Genomic DNA, 16,997 nt, shown 5'->3' with positions numbered 1-16,997 from the left:
CCGACCGCCATGGATGGCGGAAGTGCAGAAAATGCAGGAGCGATTTTCTGTCTGCCCTAACGCGCCTCTTGCGACATCCATGTCGCAAGACCCGGCTCGCCAATCAGCCTGAAGGCGCTGGCTTGAATAGCCGCCGGACGGCATCCCCCGGCGCCTGACAGTCAGTCTCCTTCGTCGCCGGAAAGCTTCGCCGCACGACTCGCTTGCAGGGTGCGTGTCAACAGCGCTCGCAGGGCGGCGGGGCGCACCGGTTTGAGCAGCAGCTGATAGCCGCCGCGCTTGACCTCCTCGGCGACTTCCTCGGTGCGATCGGCAGTGATCACGATACCGGGCACCGCGTCGTCGCATAGCTCTTCCAGGGCGTCGAGCGCCATCATGCCAGTCACTTCGTTGTCGAGGTGATAGTCGGCAAGAATGGCGTCGGGATCGCCGCCCATGTTGCGAATGGCGGATTTGGCGCCACCGATGGAAGTGGCGGTGAAGACTTCGCACTCCCAGCCCTCGAGCATGGCTTTCATGCCCTCGAGAATCAGCCGCTCGTTGTCGATGCAGAGAATGCGCGTGCCCACCAGTTTGTTGCCGCTTCGTCTCGGCGCGGTCTCCTCCGGTTTGGCCGCGCCGCGGCGCTCGGCCACGAGTGGCACCGAGACCGAGAAGACGGTGCCCGCGTCGACTTTCGAACGCACCTGAATCGGGTGTTCGAGTACGCGACTCATGCGCTCGGCGATCGACAGACCCAGGCCCAGGCCGCGTTCGCTCTCCTTGTGGCGTGACGCCTGATCAAGCCGGCGGAACTCCTGGAAGATTTCGCTGAGCTTGGATTCGGGAATGCCTGGGCCGGTATCCCAGACCTCGACGATGACGCGGCCGGCGCGGCGGCGACAGCCCAGCAGCACGCGACCCTGCTGGGTGTAGCGCAGGGCATTGGAAAGGAAGTTCTGGACGATGCGCCTGAGCATCTGCGCGTCGCTCTCCACCCACAGGCTGGTTGCGACCATCTCCAGGTCAAGGCCGCGGTCGTCCGCCATCACCTCGAACTCGGCGCGCAGCGGCCGCAGGATATCCGCCAGCGGAAACTGGCTCTTGCGGGGCGTCAGCGCACCGGCATCGAGCTTCGAGATATCGAGCAGGGTGCCGAGCAGTTCTTCTGCCGCCTGCAACGAGTCATCGATATGACCGATGGTACGGCGATGATCGGCGCCCTCCATCTGTTGGCCCAGTGCCGAGGTGAAAAGCCGCGCGGCGTTGAGCGGCTGCAGCAGATCGTGACTTGCGGCGGCGAGGAAGCGGGTCTTCGAGGCATTGGCGTCCTCCGCGGTCTGCTTGGCCTGACGCAGCGCCTGTTCGGCTTCTGCGCGTACGCGGTTCTCCTGGCGCAGGGCGGCGTTGACCTCGGAGAGCGCCTGGGTGCGCTCACGTACGCGCTCTTCGAGATTTTCGTTGGTCTCGCGCAGCGCGATTTCGGCCAGGCGCCGCTCGGTGATGTCCTGATAAAGCGCGAAGAAACCGAGTATGCGGCCGCCCTCGCCGAAGTGAGGTGTATAGGTCACCAGCATGTAGCGAACGCCGCCGTCGCCGTCATCGAGCGAGATCTCGAACGTCACCCGTTCGCCGTTCAGTGCGCGCTGCATCCAGGGGCCGCGTTGACGCGCGGCGGCGGCCGGCATGACGTTCTCCACTCGCTCGCCGATCACCGCGTTACGGTCGATGCCCATCGCGGCTTCATAGGCGCGGTTGGTGAAGAGGTAGCGACACTCCTTGTCGAAGTAGGCGATCAGCGCCGGCACGTTGTCGGTGTAGATTCGAATATTGCTCTCGGAGCGAATCAGCGCCTCTTCGGTCTGCTTCTGCTGGGTGATGTCCTGATAGGTGTAGACGAAACCGCCGCCCGGCATCGGATTGCCCAGAACCTCCAGTACCGTGCCGTCGGGGCGGTAGCGCTCGTAGCGGTGGGGCTGGCCTCCGCGAATGTTATCGATCAGCTGCTCGACGTGCTCTTCCGGATCGCCCGGGCCGTATTCGCCATTATGGGCGTTGTAGCGGAACACCTTTTCCATCGGCGTGCCGACGCGAATCAGGTTGTCGGGAAAACGGAAAATTTCCAGATAGCGCTGGTTCCAGACCACCAGGTTGAGGTTTTGATCGACCACGCCGATGCCTTGGTTGATGTTCTCGATCGTCGCCTGCAGCAGGGCGCGGTTGAACTCGAGCACCTGTGACGCCTCGTCGACGATCGAGATGACGTCCGAGATGCCGATGCCGCGGCCCTGGAGTGCGGAGTTGACGACGATCCGCGCCGATGAGGCGCCGAGCACCGAGGCGAGCAGGCGCTCGGTGAACTGAATCACGTCGATCGAGGCGCGCGTATTGTTCTCCATCGGCTTGGCATTGCGTCGCGCATAGTCGGCGAAGGCGCGCTCGACCTGGGACTGGCCGAGGAAACGTTCGCACAGGACCTTGAGATCGCCCACCGTGGTGGCGCCGGTCCATGGGCGATTGACCGTGGTCTGGCGCGTCTCGATGCTGTCGACGAACAGTGATGCCTGGATGCGTTCGACGACCCGCTGTGGGGTCAGCTGCGAGATGAAAATGTAGAAGAACAGGTTGAAGCCCAGCGAGAGCATGACGCCGTGAGCGAAGCTGTCGGTGACGTTGAGACCGAACAGATGCAGCGGCGAAAGCCACTCCACGCCAAGCGGCCCGCCGGCGAGCCAGGCTTGCGGCAGCAGACCGGCGCGAATCAGTGCCGGCATCAGCAGGGTATAGGCCCAGATCGCAAAGCCGACGTTGAGACCGGTGACGACGCCGAGCCGATTGCCGCGCTTCCAGTAAAGCCCGCCGAGGACCGCCGGGGCGAACTGGGCGGCCGCCGACAGGGAGAGCAGGCCGGTCGCGGCGAGCGTGCTGTACTCCGCGACCAGCTGATAGAAGAGGTAGGCGAGCGCCAGGATACCGACGATGGTGACGCGCCGGGCCAGCAGCACGAAGCGGCCGTAGTCGCGAGGTTGCGCCTCGAACCAGCGCGCCCGGAACAGCGCCGGTAGCACGATCTCGTTGGAGATCATGATGGCGTTGGCGACAGCGGCCATGATCACCATGCCGGTCGCGGCGGAGAGCCCGCCGACGAAGGTGAGCATGGCGAGCCACGGCTGATCGGCGACGATCGGCAGGGCCAGCACGTAGCTGTCCGGCGAAAGATCGTTGCCCGGAAACAGTGACAGGCCCGCCGCCGCCAGCGGCAGAACGAAGAACCCGATGAGGAGCAGATAGAGCGGGAACAGCCAACGGGCGCGGTTGGCGTCATCGGTGTGCGTGTTCTCGACCACGGTGATATGAAACTGCCGCGGCAGACAGAACACGGCCAGCATGGCGAGCAGTGTCTGCGTCCAGAAGCTGGTGTCGAAGTTCTGCTCGGTCAACTGATGCTGTAGCTGCAGGTAGGTGTCGGCGCGGGTCAGAAGCTCGCCCAGACCGTCGAACATGCCCCAGGTGACGTAGGCGCCGAGCACCAGAAACACCAGCAGCTTGACCACCGACTCGAAGGCGATGGCCTGGATCAGCCCTTCGTGATGCTCGGTGGCGTTGGTGTCGCGCGTGCCGAACAGGATCGCGAACACGGCCATGAAGATCGCCACGTAGAAGGCGGTATCGTCCACCACCGGCGTCTTCAACGTATGGCCGTCGCTGGTCATCACCCGAAAGGCATCGGAGACCGCTTTCAGCTGCAGCGCGATGTAGGGCAGCGTGCCGATCAAGGCAATCAGACTGGCGAAAGCCGCCAGCGACTGCGACTTGCCATAGCGTGAGGCGATGAAGTCGGCGATCGAGGTGACGTTCTGGCGCTTGGCGACGCGGATCATCTTGCCGATGACGGGCCAGAACAGCAGGAAGGTGAGCACCGGCCCGATGAAGATGCTGGCGAACGACCAGCCTGATGTGGCTGCCTGCCCCACGCTGCCATAAAAGGTCCACGAGGTGCAGTAGACGGCCAGCGCGAGACTGTAGACGATCGGTCGGCGGCTAGCCGGACCGTGTCGACGCGCATGGCGATCACCGCGCCAGGCAATGGCGAAGAGCGCGATCACGTACAAGAGCGCCACGACGATCAGTAACCCGCCTTCGAACATGTTTCCCCCGCTGATTGACTCGGCAAGACCAAGGGCTGATAGACCAAGGTTCAGTGCTTGAGATGGGTGCTCAGGTATTTGATTTTACGGATGATTTCGGCAAGGGGAAGCCATCGTTCATCACCCTCGACTAAAGTCCGCTGACGCCGTCGCTCGCCGCTGACATAGGCTCGCTTTGACAGGCCTTGATAACAAACCGTTGATTTCCCAAACGCTATCACGCATCGGCTGACGAGGCAGGGGATTATCATGAAGGGAAAAAGCAGACAGGACTATTGGAAAGCCAACGTGCGCCTGATCGCCACGCTGCTGGTGATCTGGTTCATCGTCTCCTACGGATTCGGCGTGCTGTTGGTCGAACCGCTCAACGCCATCCACTTTTTCGGATTCAAGCTCGGATTCTGGTTTGCCCAACAGGGCGCGATCTACACCTTCCTGGTGCTGATCGTGTTCTATGCCTGGTCGATGAATCGCCTCGACCGGGAGTACGACGTCGAGGAGCAGTAAAGCGGCAACATCGCTTCAGCGCTCAACGCAACGAACCTCGATAACCAGAAAAACGGAAGGATTCGGGCCATGGATATTCAGTTCCTCACCTACCTCTTCGTCGGCGGTTCCTTCGTGCTCTATATCGGCATCGCGATCGCCTCGCGTGTCGGCTCGACGAAGGAGTTCTACGTGGCCGGCGGCGGCGTTTCGCCCATGGCCAACGGTGCCGCAACGGCAGCCGACTGGATGTCGGCGGCGTCGTTCATCTCGATGGCGGGGATCATTGCCTATTCGGGTTATGACGCCTCCGTCTATCTCATGGGATGGACCGGTGGCTACGTGCTGCTGGCGATGCTGCTGGCACCGTACCTGCGCAAGTTCGGCAAATTCACGGTGCCGGACTTCATCGGTGACCGTTACTACTCCAACGTGGCGCGAACGGTGGCGGTGATCTGCGTGATCTTCGTCTCGTTCACCTACGTCGCAGGCCAGATGCGTGGCACCGGCATCGTCTTCGCTCGGTTTCTCGAAGTGGATGTCGATCTCGGCGTGGTGATCGGCATGGTGATCGTCTTCTTCTACGCCGTGCTCGGTGGCATGAAGGGGATCACCTATACCCAGGTCGCGCAGTACTGCGTGTTGATCTTCGCCTTCACGGTGCCGGCGATCTTCCTGTCGATCATGATGACCGGTCACGTGCTGCCGCAGACCGGGTTCGGCGCCACGCTGCTCGATTCTGCGGGCAACGACAGCGGCGTCTATCTGCTCACGCGCCTGGATGAGCTGGTCACGGAGCTCGGCTTCCGCGAGTACACCTCCGGCGCCAAGTCGACCCTCGATGTCTTCTTCATCACCGCGGCGCTGATGTGCGGGACGGCCGGGCTGCCGCATGTGATCGTGCGCTTCTTCACCGTGCCTCGGGTACGCGACGCCCGCGTGAGTGCCGGTTGGGCGCTGTTCTTCATCGCCATTCTCTATACCAGCGCGCCGGCGGTCGGAGCCTTCGCCCGGGTCAACCTGATCGAAACGGTCGACAACGCGGCTTACGAAGAGCTACCGCAGTGGTTTTACAACTGGGAGAATTCGGGGCTGATCGCCTGGGTCGACAAGAACGGCGACGGTCGCGTGCAGATGGCCGCCGGAGATCCGTTCTCCGGTACGCCGAGCTACTCAGGCGAGCGTGGCAGTCATGGCGAACGCCTGCTGACCAACGCACCGACGGACAATCCGAGCGAGGTCTATATCGATCGCGACATCATCGTGCTGGCCAACCCGGAGATCGGTAACCTGCCGGCCTGGGTGGTCGCGCTGGTGGCGGCGGGTGGCGTCGCCGCGGCGCTCTCGACGGCGGCCGGTCTGCTGCTGGTGATCTCGTCGGCCATCTCGCATGACCTGCTCAAGAAACAGCTCAAACCCGACATTTCGGAGAAAGGCGAGCTGCTGGCGGCGCGCATCGCGGCGGCGGTGGCGATCGTGATCGCCGGCTACTTCGGCATCAATCCGCCAGGATTCGTCGCCGAAGTGGTGGCGTTTGCCTTCGGACTGGCGGCTTCGAGCTTCTTCCCGGTGATCTTGATGGGCATCTTCTACAAGCGCATGAACAGGGAGGGGGCGATTGCCGGGATGCTGGTCGGGTTGATCTTCACGTTCAGCTATATCGTCTATTTCAAGTTCATCGCGCCGGAGATGAGTACGCCTGAACACTGGTGGTTCGGTGTCTCGCCGGAAGGGATCGGCACGCTCGGCATGATCTTCAACTTCGTCACGGCGCTGGTCGTTTCGAAGCTGACCGCGCCGCCACCGGCGTCGATCCAGCATATCGTCGAAGAGATCCGCGTGCCGCGCGGTGCAGGTAGCGCCATCGATCATTGACCGTTGTTGATCAGGTTCGTCGCCCCGGCTCGCCGGGGCCCTTTTGCGTGGTGATCGATCATGCTCGAAGCTGACCTTGCTTCTCTGCCGTTCACATTGCTCGACACGAGTCAGCGTGAACGCTTGCGGCGCTCGGCCGATCTCGGTTACTACGCTGTGGGAAAGATTCTGCTGGACGCCGGGCAGGTGCCGCAGCACGTGTTTCTGATCTACAAGGGGGAAGTCAGCGAGAGCGATCCGGCGCTGGAGGGCGAGCGCGCCGTTATCGGTCACTACGTTGCCGGAGATCTGTTCGGTGGGATTAGCGTGCTCGGCGGTCACAGTCGTTATCGCTTTCGGGCCGAACAGGAGACACTCTGCCACCTGATTCCGGCGGCATCGTTCACGGCGCTTTGCGATCAATCGCCCGCGTTTGCAAGCTATTTTCGCGAGCGTCTGGCCGAGAAAACCCAACGACTGTTATCGCGTCGCGCCGAGTTCGGCACGACGCTTTCCAGTTTCATGCTCGCCCGAGTGCGTGACGGCATGCGCGAGCCTCTGACTGTCGGCCCGAACACCACCATAGAGGCGGCTGTGGCTCGGCTCCGCGAGCGGGGTGTGGATAGCCTGCTGGTCGAGACGCGTGGTGAACCGGGAATGTTGACCAAAAGCGATCTGCTTGATGCGCTCACTCGAGGTGGGTTGGCACTCGGCTCGCCGGTGGGCCCGCTCGCTCGACGTCCGCTGATTGCCGTCGACGCCGATGACTATCTGTTCTCGGCGCTGGTGACGATGACCTCGCGACGCGTGACTCGGGTCGCGGTGTTCGAGGCCGGTGAAGTCGTCGGCGTAGTCGAGATGCTGGACCTTCTGAGCCTCTTCTCGAGCCGTACGCACTGGGTCGGGCTGCAGATCGAGCGAGCCGAGACTGTCGATCAACTGGTGGCCGCAGCGGCAGGCATGACCGAGCTGGTGGAAGGATTGATGGCTCAGGGGGCGAAGCTGCGCTTCGTCATGTCGCTGCTGGCAGCGCTCAATGCCCGATTGATTCAGCGTGCCTACCGCTTCTCCGTGCCGAGCCTGCTGCTCGAGCAGAGCTGCCTCATGGTCATGGGCAGCGAGGGCCGCGGCGAACAGGTGCTGAAAACGGATCAGGACAACGCGCTGATACTCGCCGATGGCAGCACCTGGCTCGAGCCGGCACCGGAGGCCGAACTGAAAAAGGCGCTATCCACGTTCAGCGCGAGACTTTCCGCGCTGGGCTATCCGCCGTGTCCCGGTAACATCATGGTCACCAATCCTGCATGGGTGGCTGCCGAATCCGCCTGGCATGGCAAGGTGGCGCGCTGGGCATCGAGTCGCGACCCACGCTCGCTGATGCAACTGGCGATCCTGCTGGATACGCGCTGCGTGTCCGGAGATGCCTCACTTGTCGAAGCGCTACGAGATGCGATCTTCGCGCGGTGCTCGGACGACGAGTTACTGCTTTCGCATGTTGCGCGGGGCGCACTGCGATTTGGCTCGGGCCTTACCGTCTTCGGCACGCTGCGCCATCCGGAACACGGCATCGATATCAAGAAGGCAGGACTGTTCCCTATCGTTCACGGTGTCAGGACGCTGGCACTGGAGCGGCGTATCGCGGCGACGTCGACCTTCGCCCGGCTCGATGCGCTCGTCGAGGATGGTCGTCTCGATCGGGCGTTTGCCGACGATCTCGGCGAGGCGCTGGCGCTGTTCGCGGAGCTGAGATTGAAGCGTCAATTGAGTCTGTCACCGGCTGAGCTCAGTGAGCCGGACGCCGGCGATCGCGTGGTGGTGCAGCAGCTGAGCGGATTCGAACGCGATCTTTTGCGCCAGGCGCTGCATACGGTCAAGGCTTTCCGGCAGCGGCTGACCCACCGCTATCACCTCGAGTATTGACGGGAGGCATGCGATGTCCTGGCGGTTGAGCGAGCTCGTGGGCGATAGCGGCCGCGGCGACGTAATCCGGGCACCGGAGGTCGTGTCGCTCGACTGCGAGACGACGGGGCTCGACCCTAGGCGCGCGGAACTGGTCTCGCTGGCTGCGGTGACGGTGACCGGCCATCGCATCCTGACGAGCGGCGCGCTGAACCTGCGGTTGCAGAAGCCGGACAGCCTCGACGAGCGCTCGATTCGCGTTCATGGCCTGCGCGGCGTCGATCTATCGGGTGGCGAGGCGTTGGGTGATGCCCTGTCGAGGTTGCGAGACTTCGTCGGCGAGCGTCCGGTGATCGGCTGGGCACTAGCCTACGACCTGATCCTTCTGGAGCGCGCGATGAAACCACGATTCGGCGCTGGACTATCCAATCCAAGGCTCGACGTGCGTCGCCTTTATGCGCGTCGGCGACGGCAGATCGATCCACTCGTCGAACCGGATCTACGGTTGGAACGTGCGGCGCTGGCGCTGGATGTGCCGGTTCTGGACCGGCATACCGCGCTCGGTGATGCGGTGACGACGGCGATGATCTATCTGCGTTTGACAAGAGACGAGCCTGGTTCGCTAGCCGTCAACCGGGGCGAGGGCGTCCCCAAGGCAGGAGAGAGACAGGGGGAGCGATGATGGCGTGGTTGGAAAATGCGGTGCTGGCAGTCGGGTTGATCGTAGTGCTTGCCGTCTATCTGCACTATGTCTGGCGCACGCGGGACGTGCGCGGCGTGTTGATGTTCTGGCTGCGCCGCCTGGCGCTGACACCGGCCGAGTTCAAGCTGCAGCGAGCGGGAATCGTGGTCCTGTTCGCTGGCATCGTGCTGCGTTACGTCAACATGATGCAGCTGATTTGAGGTTGGCGACCCGCGGTGACGCTTCGTCATGCCGGAAGGCGGTGTTAGCATGGGCGCCCCACGAATCAGACCCGCGCAGCAGACGGTGCGCCACAGCCCGCCCAGCGCGAAAGAGCGAGCCATGCAACAAGCCAGTGACCCGGTCGACAGCCGGCAGTCTCACGTTCCTGCCGATGGCAACATGTCCACGGTCGGCCCCGACGCGGCCAAGGCCAAACGTGAGTTCAACAAGCTGCAGAAGCGACTGCGGCGCCAGGTCGGTAACGCGATCATCGACTACGGCATGATTCACGAAGGCGACAAGGTGATGGTCTGCCTCTCCGGCGGCAAGGACTCCTACACCATGCTGGAGATTCTGATGAATCTGCAGCGCAACGCACCGGTCAACTTCGAACTGGTCGCCGTCAATCTCGACCAGAAGCAGCCGGGTTTTCCCGAGCATGTGCTGCCTGAGTATCTCGAGGCCAAGGGAGTCGCCTACCACATCCTGGAGCGCGACACCTACTCCGTGGTCAAGGAAAAGACGCCGGAGGGCAAGACGACCTGCGCGCTCTGCTCGCGGTTGCGTCGTGGCTCGCTGTACGGCTACGCCGAGGAGATCGGGGCGACCAAGGTGGCACTGGGGCACCACCGGGAAGATATTCTCGAGACACTGTTTTTGAACATGTTCTTCGGCGGTTCACTCAAGTCGATGCCGCCGAAGCTGCTGTCCGATGATGGTAAGAACATCGTCATTCGTCCGTTGGCATACTGCCGAGAAGCGGATATCGCGGAATACGCCAGGCAGATGGCGTTTCCCATCATTCCCTGCAATCTCTGCGGTTCGCAGCCCAACCTGCAGCGTCAGGTGGTCAAGGAGATGCTGGCCGAGTGGGAAGTCAAGCATCCGGGGCGTCTGGAAACGATGTTCAAGGCGGTCACCAACGTCGCGCCGTCGCAGCTCGCCGACCGAACGCTTTTCGACTTCGAGGGGCTCGAGGCCAAGCAGCAACGGCTGCGAGAGACGCGCATCGACACTCTCGACCTGCTCGCTCGCGAAGCCTGAGTGAGCAGCGGGCTCGCCGACCGGCGAGCTCGCAAGCGTCTCAACCCAGTGGCCCGCCCAGTATCGTCTTGCGCATGCCCGCCATGATGTGACTGCCGTCCTCCTGCGCCAATTCGGCGTACCAGGCCTGGGTGGCGGCGGGATCGGCGCCGTGTGTGGTCTCGGCGCGTTTGCGGGCACGGGTGACGATGTCGCCGACGCGCTCGGCCCGGGCGCCATCGTAGGCTTTCAGTGCTCTCGTCACATCGCCGTTGGCCTCGTCCAGCGCCCGTGCCAGCACCCAGGCGTCTTCCATTGCCTGGCAGCCGCCCTGGCCGAGATCCGGTGCCATGCCGTGTGCCGCGTCACCGAGAATCGCCGCGCGCTCGCCGATCAGCGTGGCCAATGGTTCGATGTCGTGTATCTCGACGCGCGCCATGGCAGCCGGATCGAAGCGCTCGATCAGGCGCTGTACCGGCGCCGCCCAGCCGTTGAAGTGCTGGGCGAGTTCGTTGCGATAGCGGGCGGGGTCATTGGGTGTGCCCGGCGCCAGCGGCACATCGAGAAAGCAGTAGAATTCCGGCGTGTCGGGGTCGCCGCTCATCGGCATCATCGAGACACGCTGGCCATCGCCGACGTACTGCGCCCACTGATCCAGCGGAGCCAGGTCCTCGCTTGCCGGCACGCGCACGTTCCAGTTGACGTAGCCGCAGTAGCGCCGTTGAACGGCTCTGCCCAGCGCGCGCTCTCGCAGCCTGGAGTGCGTGCCGTCGGCGATCACGATCAGATCGGCCCGACGTGTCGAGTTGTCGGCGAATTCGGCGGTGACGCCGCTGGCGTCCGGGCGGAAGTCGGTGCAGGCCAGACCGAGTGTGACGTTGTCGTGACCCACGGCATCCAGCAGCACCTGCTGCAACGTCGCGCGGGCGATGGGGCAGGCGCGCTGTCCGACCTCGTCGTAGAGCGATTGAAGACTGAACCGGGTCAGCGGAGTGCCATCCTTGCCGTGATACGCCATGGCGTTCATGCGCCCGCTGGCCTGTTCGATGGCATCGCCCATGCCGAGCGCCTTGAGTACCCTGACGCCGTTCGACCATACCGAGATCGCGGCGCCGATCGGGCGCAGCTCGGCGACGCGGTCGACGACCTCGACCCGATGGCCGGCCTGTTGAAGCGCCAGCGCGGCGGTCAGGCCGCCCATGCCGGCGCCGACGACGAGAATGTTCAACGTCATGGCGAGTGTCCTGAACTGTTGTCATTGGAGTGTCGTTCGTCGGTCGTGGCTGAAGCTGACCGATCGATCAGGTTTTTTATCCTACGCAAATTTATACCGCGGTGGGAGTCTTGCGCCTCATGCCCGTTCCGCGCCCAGGGAGAAGATGATGACAGGTGAAGGGACGCCAGTGCGCCTCGAACTTCAGGATAGCGAGAGACTCGAGGCCGCGCTCGAGCGCGGCGATGGCCGGCGACACGAAACCGCACTGGGAAGCTTCCAGGTCGAGGGCGCCGCGGTACACGCGCGCTGGTTGCTCTGCCATGGCGCCGGCGCCGGGCATGACTCTTCGTTTCTGACATCGCTGCGCCAGGCCATCGCCGCGACGGGCGTGCAGGTCGTGGCGATCGAGTTCGGCTACATGGCGATGATGCGTCGGGAAGGCCGTCGCCGGCCACCGCCGCGTGTCGAGCGCCTGGTCGACGAATTGGCGGTCTGGCAGCACGCTATTCGCGAGCACGACTCGCTGACGCCGCTCTGGCTCGGAGGAAAGTCGATGGGCGGACGAGTCGCCAGCCTGCTCGCGACTCGAGCGCCGGTCGCTCACGAGTGCGCCGGGCTCGTGCTGTGCGGTTATCCCTTTCATCCGCCGGGCAAGCCTGAGCGGACACGGCTCGATCACTGGTCGGCGATTTGCTGCCCGCTGGTGGTCATTCAAGGTACGCGAGACCCGTTCGGGCGGCGCGAGGAGGTCGCCGACTATGCGCTGCCGCCGCAGACGGAAATGCACTTTCTCGAAGGCGGCGATCATGATTGGCAGCCGCCGAAGCGCAGCGATGCGACGCAGGATTCACTGATCGCTGAGGCCAGCAGCATCATCGCCCGACGACTTGGCGCAAGGTAATGATCCGTCGAAAGAATTGCGTCACGAAAAGCGGTTGACTTTCGATCGGCCACAGGTAGAATGCAGCGCCACGTGACCACGGGTGGTTAGCTCAGCTGGGAGAGCACCAGCCTTACAAGCTGGGGGTCACAGGTTCGAACCCTGTACCACCCACCACTGCGTTTCTCGAGTGGTCCGGGCACGTGTCGCAAGCGATGATGGTCGTGGTTGATGAGGCCAATTCGATTGCGAGTTGTTGGAAAGCAGCGGACCGGTAGTTCAGTCGGTTAGAATGCCGGCCTGTCACGCCGGAGGTCGCGAGTTCGAGTCTCGTCCGGTCCGCCATTTTCCCTGGCATGCAGGTGTAGCCGATACACCGGATGTCAAACGCTGGTTGCGTAGCAGGTGTCGTCACTCGGTGACTTTCAGAGTGTCGATGCTGACAAAGTGGACCGGTAGTTCAGTCGGTTAGAATGCCGGCCTGTCACGCCGGAGGTCGCGAGTTCGAGTCTCGTCCGGTCCGCCACGCTTCGCGCAGTCCAGTCGTAGTATCTGGTAAGTTTCGTTTGACGTTTGGGTGGTTAGCTCAGCTGGTTAGAGCACCAGCCTCACATGCTGGGGGTCACAGGTTCGAGTCCTGTACCACCCACCATCGTCAGATGATGATGGTTGCGATAATGCGGACCGGTAGTTCAGTTGGTTAGAATGCCGGCCTGTCACGCCGGAGGTCGCGAGTTCGAGTCTCGTCCGGTCCGCCATTAACGCGCTTTCCTGTCAGTTCCCTACACGCTTCATCCCTCCGCTATTTCTTGTCTAGTCGATGTCCCTTGCATCTTCGGGCACAGACACGATACTGATCTCGCATCTCGCATCTCGCATCTCGCATCTCGCATCTCGCATCTCGCATCTCGCATCTCGCATCTCGCATCTCGCATCTCGCATCTCGCATCTCGCATCTCGCGATACCGCTTTGGTGGAATGGCTTCCCGCTAGCGTTACGCTAGACTGCCGTCATACGTGCGTTTGAATTGGCCCAGTGCCGGGTTCGGCGTGCCATTTGATCTTCGTGGAAGCGCAGCCGTGAGTCTGTATCCCCATCTTTTTCGGCCGTTGACGGTCGGCGCCTTGACGCTGCGCAACCGCGTGGTCATGGGGTCGATGCATACCAATCTGGAAGAAGCGCCAGACGGTTTCGCGCGGCTGGCAACGTTTTATACCGAGCGGGCGCGACACGGTGCAGGGCTTATCGTCACCGGCGGCATTGCCCCCAATGCCGCCGGCGCGGTCTTCGAAGGCGCGGCGAAGCTGACCGATGCGCGAGAAGCCGAGCCTCATCGACAGGTCGTCGACTCGGTGCACGCCGAAGGCGGTCATCTCTGTCTGCAGATCCTGCATGCCGGGCGCTACGCCTACTCGCCGGCGCTCGTGGCTCCGTCGGCCATCGCCGCACCGATCAATCGCTATACGCCAAGGGCGCTGACGACGGCCGAGGTCGAGGCGCAGATCGCGGACTTCGTGACCTGCGCGACGCTCGCGCAGGGCGTCGGCTATGACGGCGTCGAAGTGATGGGGTCCGAGGGCTATCTGATCAATCAGTTCTTGTGTCCACGGACCAATCACCGAGACGATGCCTGGGGAGGCGACGCCGAGCGGCGTCGGCGGTTCGCCGTCGAGATCGTGCGCCGCATCCGCGAACGATGCGGTGACGACTTCCTGCTGATCTTCCGGCTGTCGATGATCGACCTGGTGGAAGGGGGCAGCACGCGCGAGGAGATCACTGCGCTGGCACGTGATATCGAAACGGCCGGTGCCGATATGATCAATACCGGCATCGGCTGGCATGAAGCGCGCGTACCCACCATCGTCACCAGTGTGCCGCGCGCCGCTTTCAGCACGGTGACTCGAGCGCTGCGCGAGGCGGTATCGATTCCGCTGATCACGACCAACCGCATCAACATGCCGGCGGTCGCCGAACGCGTTCTGGCAGCAGGCGATGCCGACATGGTCTCGATGGCGCGGCCGTTTCTGGCCGACCCGGCCTGGATCGCCAAGGCCGAGCAGGGTCGCGAAGAGGAGATCAATACCTGCATCGCCTGCAATCAGGCGTGTCTGGATCACACCTTCAAGGGCCGATTGACCTCCTGTCTGGTCAACCCGCGGGCCTGCCACGAAACGGAACTGGTACTGAGACCCGCCTCGCCGTCGCGCCGCGTTGCCATCGTGGGGGCCGGGCCTGCCGGGCTGGCGGCAGCCGAGGCCTGCGCCGAACGGGGGCACCGTGTCACGCTTTTCGAGCGTGAACCGGAGATCGGCGGACAGTTTCGCTACGCGAAGCGTATTCCCGGCAAGGAGGAGTTCGCCGAGACGCTGCGCTATTTCACGACGCAGCTGACGCGGCTGGGCGTCGAACTACGCCTCTCCACGACGCCAGACGTGCAGCAGCTGAGAGAGTATGACGAGGTGATCGTCGCGACCGGGGTACGCCCGCGCGAGATCGCGCTCGAGGGCATCGACCACCCGAGCGTGATGCGCTATCCGATGGCCATTCTGCATCCGGAGCGGGTCGGTCGGCGCGTCGCCATCATCGGTGCCGGTGGCATCGGCTTCGACGTGGCCGAGCTGCTCTCGCACTCGGGGCTGACGGCCGAGCCCGGTGCGCACATTGCCGCCTGGTGCGACGAGTGGGGGGTGGATCTGTCGGTGCGTGAGCCGGGAGGGCTGAAAGCGCGGGTAGCGCCTCCGGTGGCGCGCCAGATCACGCTGCTGCAGCGTCGCTCCGGCAAGGCGGGAGCGGAGCTTGGGGTGACGTCGGGATGGGTGCATCGGGCCGCGCTACGCGCGCGGCGTGTCGAGACGATCGTGGGCTGCACCTACGAGTCCGTCGATGACGAGGGGCTGCATATTCGCATCGGCGGCGAGGCGCGTCTGCTTGCGGTCGACACGGTCGTGGTCTGCGCCGGGCAGGAGTCGCAGCGCGAGATGTTCGATCTGCTGGCCGCTGCCGGTGTATCGGTGCACTGCATCGGTGGCGCGGAGCGCGCGGCGGAGCTGGATGCCAAGCGAGCCATCGAGGCGGGGGTGCGCCTGGCGGCACGCCTATGATCGGCCGATACCCCTACTGCGTTGAGCCAGCGTGGAGTCAAGCGGGGCTCGAGCTGGGGCCGGTGTCGGACAGGTGGTAGACTACCCTGCGTCAGCGCGAGTCCGATGATGGTGACCCCGTCGTCGTGGCTATCGCGCTTTTTCTCGTTTCGGCCATGACACCTGGCCCTCGGAAAGGCGAAATCGGCCTGATTCGGCCGAGGAGATCGCCGACCTGCGTCGTCCATCTCCCGCGCATTTTCTCGATGGAGGGATCGTACAAGGACCCGCCAAATGACAGCTGACTGTAGCCCTCGCTTCCTCGCGAGCGACAATACTTCCGGTATCTGTCCGGAAGCTCTCGATTATCTGATCCAGGCCAATGCCAGTGACGACCTCGCCTACGGCAACGACGTCTGGACGCACCGCGCCGCCGACCGGTTTCGCGAGCTCTTCGACTACGATTGCGATGTCTTCTTCGTCTTCAACGGCACTGCCGCCAATTCGCTTTCGCTCGCGGCGCTCGGACAGAGTTATCACAGCGTGATCTGCCATGAACTCGCCCATATCGAGACCGACGAGTGCGGCGGGCCGGAATTTTTCTCCAACGGTTCCAAGCTGCTCACGTCTCCCGGCGACGATGGCAAGCTGACGCCGGAAGGCATCGAGCGCCTGGTCACCCGGCGCAGCGATATTCACTACCCCAAGCCGCGCGTGGTTTCGATCACGCAGGCCACCGAGGTCGGCACGGTCTACTCGCGCGAGGAGCTGCTGGCGATTCGCACGGTCGCCGACAAGTACGACCTGCGTCTGCACATGGATGGCGCTCGCTTTGCCAATGCCTGCAGCGCGCTGGATGCCGAGCCGGCCGAGCTGACGTGGCAGGCGGGTGTCGATGTGCTCTGCTTTTCCGGCACCAAGAACGGTCTGCCGATGGGCGAGGCGATCCTGTTCTTCAATAAGGATCTGGCGGAGGACTTCGCCTACCGTGCCAAGCAGGCCGGCCAGCTGGCATCGAAGATGCGCTTCATTGCCGCGCCGTGGCTCGGGCTTCTCGAATCCGGTGCGTGGCGAACCAACGCCGACCATGCCAATGCGATGGCCCGCTATCTCTCTGAGGGCCTGGCATCCTTGCCTGGTGCCTCGCTGATGTTCCCGACGCAGGCCAACAGTGTTTTCGCCAATCTGCCGGAAGCGGTTATCGCCAAGCTGCGGGCCAGAGGCTGGACGTTTTACACCTTCATCGGCGCTGGCGGCGCGCGCTTCGTCTGCTCCTGGAATACCACGACGGAGTTGCTCGATCAGCTGCTGGCGGACGCCAGGGCGGCCTTCGAGGACGCCTGATCGAAGGCGGCATTCGCACGTTCGGATGCCGCTTTCTCCTGCCGTTGATGGCCGTTTTTCTTGCCCGATTCGCTGTTCCCCGATTTTTCCTGCGTTTTCTTTTACTTAGCGATCACCGCTTCGAATTGCACGTTTTTCGCGCTCAAATTCCCCGTGCATCGAAACCGGATCGTGGTAGCGTGT

The 16,997-nt window shown here is 63.4% G+C and carries 11 protein-coding genes and 5 tRNA genes; 14 read left to right on the top strand and 2 right to left on the bottom strand.

Annotated features, from left to right (window positions below; genetic code table 11):
- Positions 1-161: 161 nt before the first annotated feature.
- Positions 162-4,127 (bottom strand): hybrid sensor histidine kinase/response regulator, encoded by a 3,966-nt coding sequence (locus IE125_RS07280; protein ID WP_189443993.1) that lies wholly within the window; start codon positions 4,125-4,127, stop codon positions 162-164.
- Between the two features lie 249 nt (positions 4,128-4,376).
- Here IE125_RS07280 and IE125_RS07275 point away from each other — a divergent pair, with 249 nt between their 5' ends.
- The 6 genes from IE125_RS07275 (at position 4,377) to ttcA (ending at position 10,314) form a co-directional block, all read left to right on the top strand.
- A complete protein-coding gene (locus IE125_RS07275; protein ID WP_189443992.1) occupies positions 4,377-4,634 on the top strand; it encodes a DUF4212 domain-containing protein in 258 nt (85 codons plus the stop codon).
- 69 nt (positions 4,635-4,703) lie between these two features.
- A complete protein-coding gene (locus IE125_RS07270) occupies positions 4,704-6,488 on the top strand; it encodes a sodium:solute symporter family protein (RefSeq protein WP_189443991.1) in 1,785 nt (594 codons plus the stop codon).
- 60 nt (positions 6,489-6,548) lie between these two features.
- Positions 6,549-8,387, top strand: a complete 1,839-nt coding sequence (locus IE125_RS07265) for a DUF294 nucleotidyltransferase-like domain-containing protein (RefSeq protein WP_189443990.1) — start codon at positions 6,549-6,551, stop codon at positions 8,385-8,387.
- 13 nt (positions 8,388-8,400) lie between these two features.
- Entirely contained in the window at positions 8,401-9,048 is a 648-nt protein-coding gene (locus tag IE125_RS07260) for a 3'-5' exonuclease (RefSeq protein WP_189443989.1), read from the top strand.
- Entirely contained in the window at positions 9,048-9,269 is a 222-nt protein-coding gene (locus tag IE125_RS07255; RefSeq protein WP_229808974.1) for a hypothetical protein, read from the top strand. Before IE125_RS07260 ends, IE125_RS07255 begins: the two co-directional genes overlap by 1 nt.
- 181 nt (positions 9,270-9,450) lie before the next feature.
- Positions 9,451-10,314, top strand: a complete 864-nt coding sequence (gene ttcA / locus IE125_RS07250; protein ID WP_189444271.1) for a tRNA 2-thiocytidine(32) synthetase TtcA — start codon at positions 9,451-9,453, stop codon at positions 10,312-10,314.
- Positions 10,315-10,354: 40 nt separating this feature from the next.
- Here the strand turns inward: ttcA and hpxO are convergent, their stop codons facing one another.
- Entirely contained in the window at positions 10,355-11,527 is a 1,173-nt protein-coding gene (gene hpxO, locus IE125_RS07245; protein WP_189443987.1) for an FAD-dependent urate hydroxylase HpxO, read from the bottom strand.
- A gap of 148 nt (positions 11,528-11,675) precedes the next feature.
- On the opposite strand from hpxO, the gene IE125_RS07240 reads away from it, so the two are divergent.
- From IE125_RS07240 to IE125_RS07205, 8 genes are all read left to right on the top strand, one after another.
- On the top strand, positions 11,676-12,410 hold the full coding sequence (locus IE125_RS07240; protein ID WP_189443986.1) for an alpha/beta family hydrolase: 735 nt from the start codon (positions 11,676-11,678) through the stop codon (positions 12,408-12,410).
- Positions 12,411-12,490: 80 nt separating this feature from the next.
- Positions 12,491-12,566 (top strand) — tRNA-Val (locus IE125_RS07235).
- A 91-nt stretch (positions 12,567-12,657) separates the two neighbouring features.
- Positions 12,658-12,734: transfer RNA gene (locus IE125_RS07230), tRNA-Asp, on the top strand.
- Between the two features lie 104 nt (positions 12,735-12,838).
- Positions 12,839-12,915, top strand: a tRNA-Asp gene (locus tag IE125_RS07225).
- Positions 12,916-12,964: 49 nt separating this feature from the next.
- Positions 12,965-13,041 (top strand) — tRNA-Val (locus tag IE125_RS07220).
- A gap of 29 nt (positions 13,042-13,070) precedes the next feature.
- Positions 13,071-13,147: transfer RNA gene (locus tag IE125_RS07215), tRNA-Asp, on the top strand.
- A 322-nt stretch (positions 13,148-13,469) separates the two neighbouring features.
- Positions 13,470-15,491 carry an NADPH-dependent 2,4-dienoyl-CoA reductase gene (locus IE125_RS07210; RefSeq protein ID WP_189443985.1) on the top strand — a complete coding sequence of 674 codons (2,022 nt, stop codon included), beginning with the start codon at positions 13,470-13,472 and terminating at the stop codon, positions 15,489-15,491.
- Positions 15,492-15,764: 273 nt separating this feature from the next.
- Positions 15,765-16,814, top strand: coding sequence for a threonine aldolase family protein (locus IE125_RS07205; RefSeq protein ID WP_189443984.1), 1,050 nt, complete (start codon positions 15,765-15,767; stop codon positions 16,812-16,814).
- The last annotated feature ends 183 nt before the right edge of the window (positions 16,815-16,997 follow it).

The sequence above is a fragment of the Salinicola rhizosphaerae genome, assembly GCF_014652715.1.
Lineage (GTDB): Bacteria > Pseudomonadota > Gammaproteobacteria > Pseudomonadales > Halomonadaceae > Salinicola > Salinicola rhizosphaerae.
This window is presented reverse-complemented; position numbering and strand designations above follow the sequence as displayed.

Coding starts and splice junctions, on each gene's coding strand:
- ttcA (WP_189444271.1), top strand. CDS start 9,451: ATGTCCACGGTCGGCCCCGACGCGGCCAAGGCCAAACGTGAGTTCAAC.
- hpxO (WP_189443987.1), bottom strand. CDS start 11,527: ATGACGTTGAACATTCTCGTCGTCGGCGCCGGCATGGGCGGCCTGACC.
- IE125_RS07260 (WP_189443989.1), top strand. CDS start 8,401: ATGTCCTGGCGGTTGAGCGAGCTCGTGGGCGATAGCGGCCGCGGCGAC.
- IE125_RS07205 (WP_189443984.1), top strand. CDS start 15,765: ATGACAGCTGACTGTAGCCCTCGCTTCCTCGCGAGCGACAATACTTCC.
- IE125_RS07240 (WP_189443986.1), top strand. CDS start 11,676: ATGACAGGTGAAGGGACGCCAGTGCGCCTCGAACTTCAGGATAGCGAG.
- IE125_RS07270 (WP_189443991.1), top strand. CDS start 4,704: ATGGATATTCAGTTCCTCACCTACCTCTTCGTCGGCGGTTCCTTCGTG.
- IE125_RS07255 (WP_229808974.1), top strand. CDS start 9,048: ATGGCGTGGTTGGAAAATGCGGTGCTGGCAGTCGGGTTGATCGTAGTG.
- IE125_RS07275 (WP_189443992.1), top strand. CDS start 4,377: ATGAAGGGAAAAAGCAGACAGGACTATTGGAAAGCCAACGTGCGCCTG.
- IE125_RS07280 (WP_189443993.1), bottom strand. CDS start 4,127: ATGTTCGAAGGCGGGTTACTGATCGTCGTGGCGCTCTTGTACGTGATC.
- IE125_RS07265 (WP_189443990.1), top strand. CDS start 6,549: ATGCTCGAAGCTGACCTTGCTTCTCTGCCGTTCACATTGCTCGACACG.